General features: G+C 59.6%; 13 protein-coding genes and 1 pseudogene. 9 read left to right on the forward strand and 5 right to left on the reverse strand.

All coding sequences use genetic code 11. The features are described 5' to 3' along the window. Positions 1 to 120: 120 nt before the first annotated feature. On the reverse strand, positions 121 to 1,320 hold the full coding sequence (gene tyrS, locus BIS10_RS13180) for a tyrosine--tRNA ligase (protein ID WP_172415843.1): 1,200 nt from the start codon (positions 1,318 to 1,320) through the stop codon (positions 121 to 123). Positions 1,321 to 1,436: 116 nt separating this feature from the next. Between tyrS and BIS10_RS13185 the strand changes: the two genes are divergently transcribed. Beyond that, positions 1,437 to 2,579 (forward strand): anhydro-N-acetylmuramic acid kinase, encoded by a 1,143-nt coding sequence (locus BIS10_RS13185; protein ID WP_253505864.1) that lies wholly within the window; start codon positions 1,437 to 1,439, stop codon positions 2,577 to 2,579. A gap of 12 nt (positions 2,580 to 2,591) precedes the next feature. Here the strand turns inward: BIS10_RS13185 and BIS10_RS13190 are convergent, their stop codons facing one another. Both BIS10_RS13190 and BIS10_RS13195 read right to left on the reverse strand, forming a co-directional pair. Next, positions 2,592 to 3,755, reverse strand: a complete 1,164-nt coding sequence (locus tag BIS10_RS13190) for a PilT/PilU family type 4a pilus ATPase (protein ID WP_301282049.1) — start codon at positions 3,753 to 3,755, stop codon at positions 2,592 to 2,594. A 24-nt stretch (positions 3,756 to 3,779) separates the two neighbouring features. Beyond that, positions 3,780 to 4,823: a type IV pilus twitching motility protein PilT gene (locus BIS10_RS13195; protein WP_253505850.1), complete on the reverse strand. Its 1,044-nt coding sequence runs from the start codon at positions 4,821 to 4,823 to the stop codon at positions 3,780 to 3,782. 33 nt (positions 4,824 to 4,856) lie between these two features. Here BIS10_RS13195 and BIS10_RS13200 point away from each other — a divergent pair, with 33 nt between their 5' ends. The 6 genes from BIS10_RS13200 (at position 4,857) to BIS10_RS13225 (ending at position 9,548) form a co-directional block, all read left to right on the forward strand. Beyond that, a complete protein-coding gene (locus tag BIS10_RS13200; protein WP_253505852.1) occupies positions 4,857 to 5,555 on the forward strand; it encodes a YggS family pyridoxal phosphate-dependent enzyme in 699 nt (232 codons plus the stop codon). Between the two features lie 88 nt (positions 5,556 to 5,643). After that, positions 5,644 to 6,471 (forward strand): pyrroline-5-carboxylate reductase, encoded by an 828-nt coding sequence (gene proC, locus BIS10_RS13205; RefSeq protein WP_083023329.1) that lies wholly within the window; start codon positions 5,644 to 5,646, stop codon positions 6,469 to 6,471. 100 nt (positions 6,472 to 6,571) lie between these two features. Beyond that, entirely contained in the window at positions 6,572 to 7,165 is a 594-nt protein-coding gene (locus tag BIS10_RS13210) for a YggT family protein (protein WP_062360581.1), read from the forward strand. A 73-nt stretch (positions 7,166 to 7,238) separates the two neighbouring features. Beyond that, positions 7,239 to 8,435 (forward strand): homoserine O-acetyltransferase, encoded by a 1,197-nt coding sequence (locus BIS10_RS13215; RefSeq protein WP_253505854.1) that lies wholly within the window; start codon positions 7,239 to 7,241, stop codon positions 8,433 to 8,435. Beyond that, positions 8,435 to 9,031, forward strand: a complete 597-nt coding sequence (metW, locus tag BIS10_RS13220) for a methionine biosynthesis protein MetW (protein ID WP_253505856.1) — start codon at positions 8,435 to 8,437, stop codon at positions 9,029 to 9,031. The genes BIS10_RS13215 and metW overlap by 1 nt, the downstream gene beginning before the upstream one ends. A 55-nt stretch (positions 9,032 to 9,086) precedes the next feature. Then, on the forward strand, positions 9,087 to 9,548 hold the full coding sequence (locus BIS10_RS13225; RefSeq protein WP_253505858.1) for a DUF4426 domain-containing protein: 462 nt from the start codon (positions 9,087 to 9,089) through the stop codon (positions 9,546 to 9,548). On the opposite strand, the gene sfsA is transcribed toward BIS10_RS13225, so the two are convergent. Then, positions 9,545 to 10,273: a DNA/RNA nuclease SfsA gene (gene sfsA, locus BIS10_RS13230; protein ID WP_253505860.1), complete on the reverse strand. Its 729-nt coding sequence runs from the start codon at positions 10,271 to 10,273 to the stop codon at positions 9,545 to 9,547. The genes BIS10_RS13225 and sfsA overlap by 4 nt on opposite strands. Beyond that, the gene (locus BIS10_RS13235; RefSeq protein WP_253505862.1) at positions 10,270 to 11,430 is read right to left on the reverse strand and encodes an aminotransferase class I/II-fold pyridoxal phosphate-dependent enzyme; all 1,161 of its coding nucleotides are present in this window, start codon (positions 11,428 to 11,430) and stop codon (positions 10,270 to 10,272) included. The genes sfsA and BIS10_RS13235 overlap by 4 nt, the downstream gene beginning before the upstream one ends. A gap of 186 nt (positions 11,431 to 11,616) precedes the next feature. On the opposite strand from BIS10_RS13235, the gene dksA reads away from it, so the two are divergent. Further along, positions 11,617 to 12,054, forward strand: a complete 438-nt coding sequence (dksA, locus tag BIS10_RS13240) for an RNA polymerase-binding protein DksA (RefSeq protein ID WP_044629489.1) — start codon at positions 11,617 to 11,619, stop codon at positions 12,052 to 12,054. A 118-nt stretch (positions 12,055 to 12,172) separates the two neighbouring features. Continuing rightward, a pseudogene (locus tag BIS10_RS13245) lies at positions 12,173 to 12,289 on the forward strand (glutamate--tRNA ligase family protein); the annotation flags it as partial. Positions 12,290 to 12,324: the final 35 nt, after the last annotated feature.

The following is a 12,324-nucleotide window of genomic DNA, read 5'->3' on the forward strand; positions in this document are numbered from 1 at the left end:
CCAGAGGTTTTTCAACCTCTTTCACCGCTGGTAACGCTGGGCGTCCCCGGCAGCGGATGCGTACTTTACGGATTCGCGGCCGGGTTGGCAAGAGCTAATGTGAAAAAGTTTTCAGAAAGTTCACACCAGGGTCACGCGAGCGTAACGCTTCTTGCCCGCTTGAATCACATACACTTTACCAGTGGTCAGCATGGTGTCTTGAGCAACGACCTCACCATCCACTTTGACACTGCCATTTTTCAGCATGTCTTTGGCTTGTGCGCTGTTCTTGGTTAAACCTGAGCGATTCAGAACCGTCGCAATCGGCGCCTGCTCACTGCCTTCAAAATCAACGTCTACTTCCGGCAGGTCTTCCGGCAACTCACCATCGGCCAACTGGTTACCCGCCGACTTGTGCGCATTCGCGGCGGCTTCATCACCGTGGTAGCGGGCGATGAGTTCGCGGGCAAGCTCCATTTTCACATCGCGAGGATTCGCACCCTGCTCGACACTCTGCTTCAACGCCTCAATCTCTTCGTTCGATTTCAGCGAGAGCAGTTCGAAGTAACGCCACATTAAGCTGTCGGGCATGGAGACCAGCTTATTGAACATGGAACCCGGTGCTTCATCCACGCCCACGTAGTTGCCAAGCGACTTGGACATTTTCTGCACGCCGTCCAAACCTTCTAGCAGGGGCATCGTGATGACCACCTGAGGCTCCTGGCCGAAGTGCTTTTGAATCTCGCGCCCCATGAGCAGGTTAAATTTCTGATCGGTGCCGCCCAGTTCGATATCAGCTTCTAGTGCGACGGAGTCATAGCCCTGCACTAGCGGGTAAAGAAACTCGTGAATCGCAATCGGCTGATTCGCTTTGTAGCGCTTCTCGAAGTCATCACGCTCCAGCATGCGAGCCACGGTGCTTTGTGCTGCCAGCTCAATCATTTTGGCAGCCGTTAACTCGCCAAACCATTCCGCGTTGAAGCGCACCTCGGTCTTTTCCGGATCGAGGATTTTAAACACCTGCTCTTTATAGGTTTCCGCGTTCGCCTTGACGTCGGCTTCGGTCAGCGGCTTGCGGGTGACGTTTTTACCGGTCGGGTCACCTATGCGGCCAGTGAAATCACCAATCAAAAAGATAACGGTGTGACCAAGATCTTGGAACTGGCGCATTTTGGTCAGCAGTACGCTGTGGCCCAGGTGCAAATCAGGTGCTGTAGGGTCGAACCCTGCTTTAATACGCAGCTTGCGACCGGACGCGAGCTTTTTACGCAGCTCGTCTTCTACCAGGATTTCATGCGTACCTCGCGACAGCAGCGCTAACGCCTGATCCACCTCACTCATTGCCTCTCTCCATGTACTATGTGCCGTTAAAGGCGTTTAAATAATCAATAGTGGGCGATGTTATCACGCTCCACCGCCTTGGTTGAGCCTTCACCCCGTTTTGGATGACTCGCATGATGAAAACCGCTTCCTCCACACCGACGGCCTACTATATTGGGCTCATGTCAGGCACCAGCTTGGACGGCATTGATGCCGCCCTGGTCTCTATCACTCCTGGCACGCCGCCTAAGCTATTAGCCACGGCTGACGTTGCCATGCCCGATACGCTGCACGCGCAGCTACTGCACCTGTGCCACGCGCCAGCAGCGCACTTTGCCGAACTGGCCGCCGCCGAGGATGCCTTTTGCCGCCTCCAGGCCCAGGCCGTTACAGCACTATTAACGGAACAGGGGCTCACCCCGGATCAGATTACGGCGATTGGCAGCCACGGCCAGACGATTGAGCACGCGCCGCAAGGTCACCAGGGTGGTCCGGCGTATACGCTACAGCTAGATAACCCGAGCCTGCTGGCAGAATTGACGGGGTGTACGGTGGTGGCCGACTTTCGCCGCCGGGACTTGGCCGCTGGCGGCCAAGCAGCGCCTTTAGCACCCGCCTTCCACCAAGCGCTGTTTGGGCAGCGCCCAGGCGAACAGCTCGTGCTGAATCTGGGCGGCTTTGCCAATCTTACGTGGCTTCCTCAAGAGCAGGAGCGCGCCGTGGTGGGCTTCGATACCGGCCCGGCGAACGTGCTGCTGGATGCCTGGTTTGCCAAGCATCACACCGGGCGATTTGATGAGAACGGCACTTGGGCGGCCAGCGGGCAAATCGACCAAGCGCTGCTCGCCCGCCTGCTGCAAGAACCCTTTTTTCATCAGCCACCGCCGCGCAGCACCGGGCGCGAACTGTTTCACTTAGCGTGGTTGAGCGACCACCTCACTGGCAACGAAGCCCCCCGTGATGTTCAGGCAACGCTAGCCGAACTGACGACGGTGAGTGTCGCGCAAGGGGTGGCCCAACTGCCGCTAAGCCAGCCCAGCGCCACGCTGTTGGTGGGTGGTGGCGGTGCTCATAACGCCTATTTGATGGAAAGGCTAGCCGCGCACCTTCCTAAGGTCACGCTGCTCTCCCCCGCCACGCTGGGCTGGCCGGAAGATTGGATTGAAGCAGGAGCCTTTGCTTGGCTCGCCCACCAACGCCTGCACGGGCTACCCGGCAACCTGCCTTCCGTGACCGGCGCCAGCGGCCCGCGGGTATTGGGCGGCATTTACGCCCCCTAGCGGCGAAGGCCATCAATAATCGTCACCGTCGCGCAGAGCAAGATGAGACGGCACCTGCGCGTCTAACGGCTTACCGCTGGCAGCGGCGTCGCCCTGCTTGATCATCAGCCGCAGGTCGTTGGCGGAATCCGCATGGGCCAGCGCCACTTGCTGGCTGATTTGGCCCGCTTGATAAAGCGCATAAAGCGCCTGATCGAAAGTTTGCATCCCCGCGTCGCGGGAGCCTGCCATGGCCTGCTTCAATTCATCAATACGCCCTTTACGGATCAGATCCACCACCCGTGGCGACGAGAGCAGAATCTCAATCGCCGCACAGCGGCCGCCCTGCTGAGTAGGCAGCAGCTGCTGCGCGACCACGGCACGCAGATTCAGCGACAAATCCATCAGCACCTGCTCGTGCCGCTCATGGGGAAAGAAGTGAAGGATGCGCTCCAACGCCTGGTTGGCGTTGTTGGCGTGCAATGTCGCCAGACAAAGATGCCCGGTTTCCGCGAAAGTGAGGGCGTGCTCCATAGTCTCGCGGGTACGCACTTCACCAATCAAAATCACATCCGGCGCTTGGCGTAGCGTATTTTTCAGCGCCACCTCGAAGGATTCCGTATCCACCCCCACTTCGCGCTGATTAACGATGCCACGCTGATGCGGATGCAAGTACTCGATGGGGTCCTCAATGGTGATGATGTGCCCACCGACTGAGGCGTTGCGCTCCTGAATCATCGCCGCCAGGGTAGTGGATTTCCCCGTTCCCGTGCCGCCCACCACCAGCACCAGCCCGCGTTTGGCATTGGCCAACGTCGCCAACTGGCTAGGCACGCCAAGCGCGCTAAGGGTCGGAATGGTCTGCGCAATACGGCGCACCACCATGGCGGGCTCGTTACGCTGTTGAAAGGCGCTTACCCGAAACCGCCCCGCACTCTCCAGGCTTAGGGCAAAGTTCGCCTCGTGCTCCTCATGAAATCGCTCACGCTGCTTCTCGGGAACCGCATTCAGCACCAGGCTGCGCACCTGGCTAGAGGAGAGCGGCTGACGCCCCAGCGGCATCAGCCCCTTGGGCGTTTTCAAGCTGGGCGGTGCGCCCACCGAAATCAGCAGGTCAGAGGCCTGCTGCTCGACCATGATGCCCAGCAGTTGGTGCAGCCACTGGGTCGCGGTCATACCGCTGGCTGACTCACTCATCGCGTCTATTATCCTTGTGCCGCCTTACTCATCTTTTAACGTCAGCGTGCCTTTAGCCCTTGCTTGGGCTTCCTCCATACTCACCACGCCCTCTTTAACCAGCTTGGCGAGCGAGGCATTCAGGGTTTGCATTCCCAGTGCACCGCCGGTCTGGATGGCGGAGTAGATCTGCGCCACCTTATCTTCGCGAATGAGGTTACGCACCGCTGCCGTGGCGACCAGGATCTCGTGAGCCGCCACGCGTCCGCCGCCCTGACGCTTCAACAGCGTTTGCGAGATGACCGCCTGGAGCGATTCAGACAGCATCGAGCGCACCATAGATTTCTCTTCGCCGGGGAATACATCAATAATCCGGTCGATGGTTTTCGCCGCGGAAGTGGTGTGCAAGGTGCCGAATACCAAATGCCCCGTTTCAGCAGCGGTGAGCGCTAAACGGATTGTTTCGAGATCCCGCAGCTCGCCGACCAAAATCACGTCCGGGTCTTCGCGCAGCGCGCTTCGCAGCGCCCCAGAGAAGCTGTGAGTATCGCGGTGAACCTCCCGCTGATTAATCAGGCAGCGCTTGCTGGTGTGCACAAACTCCACCGGATCTTCGATGGTTAGAATATGCTCGAAGCGCTGTTCGTTGATGTAGTCGATCATCGCCGCCAAGGTCGTGCTTTTCCCCGACCCCGTGGGCCCGGTCACCAGCACTAATCCTCTAGGTAGCATCGAAAGGCGCTGGAACACCTCGCCCATGCCTAAGGTTTCCATGGAAAGCACCTTATTGGGAATGGTACGGAACACCGCCCCCGCCCCGCGTGCCTGGTTAAAGGCATTGACCCTAAAGCGCGCCACGCCCGGCACTTCAAACGAGAAGTCCGCTTCTAAATGCTCTTCGTAGTCGCGGCGCTGCCGATCGTTCATGATGTCGTAGATCAGCCGCCGAACGTCGCTGTTCTCCATGGCGGGCACATTAAGCCGACGAATATCGCCATCAACACGTATCATGGGAGGCAGACCCGCCGAAAGGTGCAGGTCGGATGCATTCTGCTTTGCCGAGAATGCCAGCAGTTCGGTAATATCCATCTCTCTTTCCCAGCTGCGGTAAGGTGCTTGAGTATGACAGACAACGCGCTCCCCGAGTCACTTGCATCTGCGCGTGAACGCCTGCGCCGGGCGCTTGAGGATGCCGGACGCTCTCCCACCAGCGCCACCCTGCTGGCGGTGAGCAAAACCAAGCCCGCCGAGATGCTGCGCGAAGCGTGGCAGCACGGCCAGCGCGAGTTTGGTGAAAACTATCTGCAAGAGGCGCTGGATAAGCAGGCGGCGCTTGAGGATCTTGACGGCATTGTGTGGCACTTCATTGGCCCGCTGCAATCGAACAAGACCCGCGCTGTGGCCGAGCAGTTTGCCTGGGTACACAGCGTTGACCGATTAAAAATCGCCAAACGCCTGAGCGAACAGCGCCCGGAAGCATTACCGCCGCTGAACGTGTGTCTGCAGGTCAATATTAGCCGCGAGGCATCGAAATCCGGCGTGCTGCCCGAGGATGCCTTAGCGCTGGCCCAAGAGATTGCCACGCTGCCAGGCCTTTCCCTGCGCGGGCTGATGGCGATTCCCGCTCCGGCGGAGACGCTAGAAGAACAGCGCCAGCCGCTGGCAGCGCTGCGCCAGCTCTTAGAAGAGCTCCAAGCGGCACTGCCTGAGGCACCGCTGGATACGCTCTCGATGGGCATGAGCGACGATTTAGAAGCGGCTGTCTTAGAAGGCGCCACGCTGGTACGTTTAGGCACCGCCATTTTTGGCGCTCGGGGCTAACTACGGTTCACACTGCACGCGGCTCAAACAACACACGGTTTACTTCACACGCTGCAAGACGCAGCCATTTGCGAAAAAGGATACCCCCATGGCGAGCAAGATCACCTTCATTGGCGCAGGCAACATGGCCGGTGCCATTATCGGCGGCCTGATCGAAAGCGGTGTCTCATCTAGCGACATCACCGCCACGGCCCCCAACGAAAGCGAACTGGCTCCGCTGAAGGCGCGCCTGGGTATTCATACCCACACCGACAACAGTGCAGCGGTTAACGGTGCAGATGTGGTCGTGCTGGCGGTCAAACCGCAGATCATGCGCGGCGTTTGTGAAGCCCTGCGTGAAAGCGTTCAGCAGCAGGCGCCGCTGGTAATTTCCATTGCTGCTGGCCTGGATGCCAACACCATCGACCAGTGGCTGGGCGGCGGCAACGCCCTGGTGCGCTGCATGCCCAACACTCCGTCACTGGTCGGTATCGGCGCCAGCGGCCTGTACGCCAACGCGGCGGTCAGCGATGCCCAGCGCACTCTCGCCACGCAGCTGATGGAAGCTGTGGGCATTGTCGAGTGGGTCGAGGAAGAGCGTTTACTGGATGCAGTGACCGCGGTTTCCGGCAGCGCTCCGGCTTACTTCTTCTTGATGTTTGAAGCCATGGAAGAGGCCGCCGTGAAGCTCGGCCTGCCTGCTGAAACCGCCCGCCGCTTGGCCATTCAAACCGCCTTGGGGGCCTCCACTATGGCCCAGCGCAGCGACAAAGACCCGGCCACGTTGAAGCAGAACGTGATGTCACCGGGCGGCACCACCGAGCGCGCTATTGCGCATATGGAAGACGCGCACCTGCGCACGATCATTTCCGACGCCATGCAGGCCTGCGCCGCGCGCGCCGATGCCATGTCCAAAGAGCTAAGCGGTAACGATTGAGTCTTACGTAGACAACAGACCGTGAATCACGCCATAAGAACGGGATGAACTGCAGGCACGCCGCTCATCTCAAGAACGACATTTTTTAGGAGAAGCCGCAATGGGAAGTCAATTAGGCAGCGCCGGGTTAATGCTGGTTAACTCGCTGATCAATATTTATCTGTTTCTGTTAATGCTGCGCTTCTTGCTGCAGGCATCCCGAGCGGATTACTACAACCCGCTCAGCCAGTCGGTGGTGAAAATCACCCAGCCCGTCGTGGGGCTGTTCCAAGGCTTTTTAGGGCCAGTCGCCGGTCGCTTTGACCTTGCCACCCTGGCGGCCGGTTTCGTGCTGAAAGTCGTCAGTATGATTGCCATTTTCATGGTGATCGGCGTGGGTATGCCGCCCATTGCAGGGCTGCTGATTGCCGGGGTGGCCGCGCTGGCCAACGCCATCTTGAAGATCTACTTCTTTGCCATGATCGTGATGATCATTCTGAGCTGGGTCGCGCCGAATGCCAGCCACCCCGGCGCGCTGCTGGTGATGCAGTTGGTCGAGCCGATCATGGCTCCGGTGAGAAAAGTGATTCCGCCGCTAGGCATGATTGATCTTTCGCCGATCGTGGTCTTTATCGCCATTAACCTAGTAGACGGCTTAGTGGTTGGCTCGCTGATCCGCGCGGCGGGCATCTCGGGCGCACTCGTAGGCCTATAAAGGCCCTATCGACTCGACTATCGCCCCGAGCTTACTTTTTGCAGGACTTATTTTTGCAGGACTAGCGCTTTCGATGCCTGATTCAGACACTCTTGCTTATGACGACCGGCCAGCGGACTCCGTTGGCCTTGTGACCCCTCACGTGGTTAAGTTTGATACGCCGCTGCCGCTTGCCTGCGGCAAGACGCTGCCGGAGTACGAACTGATCTATGAGACCTACGGCACGCTGAACGCCGAGCGCTCTAACGCGGTGCTGATTTGCCATGCGCTGTCGGGGCATCATCACGCTGCGGGCTACCACACGGCCGAGGATCGCAAACCTGGCTGGTGGGATGCCCACATAGGCCCCGGCAAATCCATCGACACCAATCGCTTTTTCGTGGTGTCGCTGAACAACCTAGGCGGCTGCCACGGCAGTACTGGCCCGGTGAGCCATAACCCGGACACCGGCCGCCAGTGGGGTCCTGACTTCCCCGTGGTGACGGTGAGCGATTGGGTCACCAGCCAAGCGCGCCTCGCCGATCATCTGGGCATTGAGCGCTGGGCAGCGGCAGTAGGCGGCAGTTTGGGCGGCATGCAGGTGCTGCAGTGGACGATCACCTACCCCGAACGGGTCGCCAATGCCGTCGTCATTGCGGCCACGCCGCGCCTCTCGGCGCAGAACATCGCCTTTAACGAGGTCGCCCGCCAAGCCATCCGCTCAGACCCGGAGTTCTTCGACGGCTGGTACGCCGAGCACGACACCGTGCCCAAACGGGGGCTAAAGCTGGCCCGCATGGTCGGACATATCACCTATCTCTCCGAAGACGCCATGGGAAGCAAGTTTGGCCGCGACCTGCGCAGCGACGACCTGAACTTTGGCTTCGACGTCGAGTTTCAGGTGGAGTCTTACCTGCGCTATCAGGGCGATACCTTCTCGACCGCCTTTGATGCCAACACCTACCTGCTGATGACCAAAGCGCTGGACTACTTTGACCCAGCGGCCAACTGCGACGGCGATCTTGCCTGCGCCCTGGCACCGGCGCAGTGCCCCTTTTTGATCGTCAGCTTTACCACCGACTGGCGCTTCCCTCCGTCGCGCTCCCGGGAGTTGGTGGATGCGCTGACGCGCGCGGGCAAATCGGTGAGCTATGCCAATATTGAATCGCCCCATGGGCACGATGCCTTCTTATTGCCGGAACCGCGTTATCAAGCGCTGTTCAGCGCCTTTATGGGCCGCGTCGCACGAGAGCAGCACATCGACGCCGCAGGCGCGGAGGAAACACGCTAATGCGCACGGATCTTGAACTAATTTACGACTGGGTTCCTCAAGGTGCCCACGTACTGGACTTGGCCTGCGGCGACGGCATTCTGCTGGAGCGGCTGGCCCAAGAGAAAGGTGTGACCGGCTATGGGTTAGAGATTGACCCCGACGGCATCACCCAGTGCGTGGCACGCGGCGTCAACGTGATCGAGCATAACCTGGACGACGGCCTGGGCAGCTTCTGCGATAACAGCTATGACCAAGTCATCATGACCCAGGCGCTGCAAGCGCTGCGCCGCCCGGATAAGATGCTCGATGAAATGCTGCGAGTAGCCGAGGAGGGCATCATCACCTTCCCTAACTTCGCCTACTGGCGTCACCGCATTCACCTGGGGCTGCGCGGCTACATGCCGGTGTCGAAATCGCTGCCCCACGCGTGGTACGACACACCCAACATTCACCTATCGACGTTTAACGACTTCGAGCACCTGTGCAAAGAGAAAGGGCTGGTGATTGTTGACCGCGCCGTGGGCGTTGGCGACCACAAGGGGCATTGGACCTCGAAGTGGTGGCCTAACCTGTTTGGTGAAATTGCCATTTTCCGGGTACGTCGACGCCCATAACGCACACTTACGCCTGTAACAGAGCCTTTACCTCACCCAAGAGAGGAGACACGCTATGGCTATTGCGACACTGCGACGCTTTCCACTTTTGCTGGTGCTGCTGGGGACGCTGCTCAGCGCCACCCAGGCAGCGGCCGAGCAGATGGTGGAAGTGGGGGATTACGAGATCCACTACAACGCCATTGAAACGCGCTTTCTTACCCCAGAAGTGGCGCAGGCGAACAGTATCCAGCGCAGCATCGGGCACGGTTTGGTGAATGTGAGTGTGCGCGAGCGTCAGCCGGATGGCACCACGCGGCCGGTCAACGCCAGCGTTGAAGGCTACGTTAGCGACCTCACCGACACCCGCGAACCGCTCAGCTTTCGCACCGTGCACGATGGCGATGCCACCTACCATCTTGCCACGTTCACGCTACGCCAAGACGAGCCCATGCGCTTCAATCTCGACGTGCGCTACGACCGCAATGAAAACCCCGAGCCGGTGAGTTTTATCCAGCGCTTCTATATCGAACGCTAAACCCGTACCGGTAGCGCCCGCGCCAGGCTGGCCGCTACCGGTACACTCTGCTGCCACTCCACCATCACGCCATACGCCACTACTTCCACACCCGCGTTCACCGCATCACTCAGCGCCGCCGCATAGGTGGGGTCGATATGCGTCGCCGCTGCCACGTCCGCAATCCCCTCATGCGCCACGCAAAACAGCAGCACTGCCCGCTCGCCCTGCTCGGCCAGCGCAGCCAACGTGTGCAAATGCTTGGTACCACGCACGCTCACGGAGTCGGGAAAGTAGCCGTGACCATCCTCCTCTTTCAGCGTGACTTGTTTGACCTCCACGTAGGCGGCACCCTTCTCAGGGTCATCCAAGCGAAAATCGAGCCGCGCTTCGCCTACCTTTACCTCACGCTTTAACGTTTGATAGTCCGTAAGAGGTGCTATCTCCCCTGCATTAATCGCTGCTTCGACCAAGCCATTCGCTCGCCCGGTGTGAACCGATGCCAGCGCCGTTCCACCATCTGGCTCGGGCAGCTCTATCCACTCCCAGGTCCAGGCCAGCTTGCGTTTGGGGTTATTACTGGGCGAGAGCCATACACGGCAGCCGGGCACGTTCACCGCCTTCATCGAGCCAGTATTCGGGCAGTGAGCCACCACTTCCTCACCGCTATCCAGACGCACATCGGCCAGAAAGCGCTTATAGCGGCGCAGCAGCGTGCCGGGCACCAGCCCTGGATAGGTCATCATAAGCGGCTCACAAAGCGCGCGATGCGCACCACCGCCTCCTGCAGCCGTGCCACGTCGTTGGTGAACGCGATGCGCACATGGTGCTCGCCGCCCTGTACGGCAAAGTCGATACCTGGAGTGATGGCGACGTTCTCCTCCACCAACAGGCGCTCGCAGAAGGCTTGGCTGTCGCGACTGTAGCGGGAGATATCCAGCCAGAGATAGAACGCCCCCTGGGGCGGTAGATCCGGCGCAAGCCCTAGCTCGGCCAGGCCATCCAGCAGCACTTGGCGACGCTGTTTGAGGGTGGCGCGACGGGTTTCCAGAATATCCCGGCACTCCGGGGTAAACGCTGCCAGCGCCGCATGCTGGGAAGGCGTCGGAGCAGCCAGAAACACGTTTTGCGCCAGTCGAGTCAGCGGCTCGACAGCCTGCTCCGGGGCGACCAGCCACCCCAAGCGCCAGCCGGTCATGCCGAAGTATTTGGAAAAGCTGTTCACCACAAAGGCGTCATCCGACAGCGACGTGGCCGACAGCGGCGCGTCATCGTAATTCAGCCCCTGGTAAATCTCATCGACAATGACATCACCGCCCTTGGCAGCTACCGTGTCGATCACCTTCGTAAGCGCCTCAGCATCCAGCGTATGCCCAGTCGGGTTTGAGGGGCTGGCCAGCATGGCTAAACGCGTCTTGGCCTGCCAGTGCTGCTCAATCAGCGGCGCGGTGAGCTGCCAACTGCTGTCACGCCCAACGGGCACGGTATCAATTTCCGCACCCGCCAGGGCCATAAAGTGGCGGTTACAGGGGTAGTTAGGGTCGGCCATTAAGACCCGGTCGCCGCTTTCGACCAACAGTTGGCTAGCCAGTAGCAGCGCGCCAGAAGCGCCGGGCGTGACCAGAATACGTGCAGGGTCCACCGTGGCATTGAAGTGTTCGGCATAGTGCCCAGCGATGGCTTCACGTAGCGACGCCAAACCGGCTGCGGGGGTGTAGCGCGTTTTTCCCTCGGCAAGCGCCTGCTGACCCGCCGCCACAATGGGTGCGGGAGTGGCAAAATCGGGCTCTCCCACTTCCAAATGAATCACGTCATGCCCAGCCGCCTCACGTGCCTGAGCCATTTCTAGTAAGTGCATCACGCGAAAAGGCGCAACGTGATCAACACGCGAATTCCAGGCCATCATGGCTCCTTCACCTAGTAGTAGATTAATCATGACCCTGGCCGCACACGATGTGGGACCATGGGCCAAAATGCACTATTATGCTTGCATCACGTGCAATTTTCAGCTAAACAAGCATCCCTTTGGCGTGAGATCGTGACACACGCTCATGGTCGATCAGCAGTCACATACGTAAGGGGCACTCCCATGCCAGTAGCGGAAAAGAAACCGGAAGCGTCCAAGTCCTTCATCCCGTATGAGCCGGCACCGGGTGAAGAGTATATGAACGAGAAGCAGCTCGCGCACTTCCGCCAGCTGCTTCTGGACTGGAAACAGGACCTCATGGAAGAGGTGGATCGTACCGTACGCCACCTGCAGGAAGATGCTAACAACTACGCCGACCCCGCCGACCGCGCGACGCAAGAAGAGGGATTTAGCCTTGAACTGCGCACCCGGGATCGCGAGCGTAAGTTGCTGAAAAAGATCAACGAGACCATCGAAAAAATCGATGAAGACGACTACGGCTTCTGCGAAGCCTGCGGCGTGGAAATTGGCATCCGCCGTTTGGAAGCACGCCCCACCGCCACGCTTTGCGTTGACTGCAAAACCCTGGCCGAGCTGAAAGAGAAGCAACTGGGCGGTTAAGTACCAAACGCCTCGTCATCCTAAGATGACAGCCAACGGGCACCCTTGAGGTGCCCGTTTTTGTTTGTCATCTTGTGCTCTTCTCATCGCTACGCAGTTTTCCAAACGACGGGTTGCCATGACCGCCACCGCTCACTATCGAGGGCGCTTTGCCCCCACCCCTTCCGGGCCGCTGCACCTTGGCTCGCTGGTTGCCGCTTTAGGCAGCTATTTGGATGCCCGCGCCGCTAGCGGCCCGGAAGGGGTGGGGGCAAAGCGCCCTCGATAGTG

Source organism: Halomonas sp. 707B3 (genome assembly GCF_024158645.1).
Classification (GTDB): domain Bacteria; phylum Pseudomonadota; class Gammaproteobacteria; order Pseudomonadales; family Halomonadaceae; genus Vreelandella; species Vreelandella lionensis.

Coding starts and splice junctions, on each gene's coding strand:
- sfsA (WP_253505860.1), bottom strand. CDS start 10,273: ATGATGACCTATCCAGGGCTGGTGCCCGGCACGCTGCTGCGCCGCTAT.
- dksA (WP_044629489.1), top strand. CDS start 11,617: ATGCCAGTAGCGGAAAAGAAACCGGAAGCGTCCAAGTCCTTCATCCCG.
- BIS10_RS13225 (WP_253505858.1), top strand. CDS start 9,087: ATGGCTATTGCGACACTGCGACGCTTTCCACTTTTGCTGGTGCTGCTG.
- BIS10_RS13235 (WP_253505862.1), bottom strand. CDS start 11,430: ATGGCCTGGAATTCGCGTGTTGATCACGTTGCGCCTTTTCGCGTGATG.
- BIS10_RS13190 (WP_301282049.1), bottom strand. CDS start 3,755: ATGAGTGAGTCAGCCAGCGGTATGACCGCGACCCAGTGGCTGCACCAA.
- metW (WP_253505856.1), top strand. CDS start 8,435: ATGCGCACGGATCTTGAACTAATTTACGACTGGGTTCCTCAAGGTGCC.
- BIS10_RS13215 (WP_253505854.1), top strand. CDS start 7,239: ATGCCTGATTCAGACACTCTTGCTTATGACGACCGGCCAGCGGACTCC.
- proC (WP_083023329.1), top strand. CDS start 5,644: ATGGCGAGCAAGATCACCTTCATTGGCGCAGGCAACATGGCCGGTGCC.
- BIS10_RS13195 (WP_253505850.1), bottom strand. CDS start 4,823: ATGGATATTACCGAACTGCTGGCATTCTCGGCAAAGCAGAATGCATCC.
- BIS10_RS13185 (WP_253505864.1), top strand. CDS start 1,437: ATGAAAACCGCTTCCTCCACACCGACGGCCTACTATATTGGGCTCATG.
- BIS10_RS13200 (WP_253505852.1), top strand. CDS start 4,857: ATGACAGACAACGCGCTCCCCGAGTCACTTGCATCTGCGCGTGAACGC.
- tyrS (WP_172415843.1), bottom strand. CDS start 1,320: ATGAGTGAGGTGGATCAGGCGTTAGCGCTGCTGTCGCGAGGTACGCAT.
- BIS10_RS13210 (WP_062360581.1), top strand. CDS start 6,572: ATGGGAAGTCAATTAGGCAGCGCCGGGTTAATGCTGGTTAACTCGCTG.